This window comes from Corynebacterium hylobatis (genome assembly GCF_003955685.1).
GTDB lineage: Bacteria > Actinomycetota > Actinomycetes > Mycobacteriales > Mycobacteriaceae > Corynebacterium > Corynebacterium hylobatis.
Genome location: NZ_RXHJ01000028.1, coordinates 1 through 312 on the forward strand (window position 1 = coordinate 1; position 312 = coordinate 312).

The 312-nt window shown below is 59.6% G+C and carries 1 protein-coding gene; it reads left to right on the plus strand.

Annotated features, from left to right (window positions below):
- Nucleotides 1–312 (plus strand): sugar phosphate nucleotidyltransferase (locus EAH68_RS14230; protein ID WP_277600482.1); only part of this gene is annotated, 312 nt, incomplete at both ends.

Consider the following 312-nt stretch of genomic DNA (forward strand, 5'->3'; position numbering starts at 1 on the left):
CGGAGATCCCGGCGGACTGTGATCTGCCGGCTGAGCGGGTCAAGCAGGTGGTGGGGATGGTGGAGAAGCCGGATCCGGTTGATGCGCCGTCGACCCTGGTGGCCACGGGCAGGTATCTGCTGGACCGCGGTATTTTTGATGCGTTGCGTCGTATTGAACCTGGTAAGGGTGGGGAGATCCAGCTCACGGATGCGATTGAGTTGATGATTAGGGAGGGTCATCCGGTGCATATCGTGGTCCATGAGGGTAAGCGTCATGATCTGGGTAATCCGGCGGGGTATATCCCGGCGTGTGTGGATTTCGGTCTGTCGC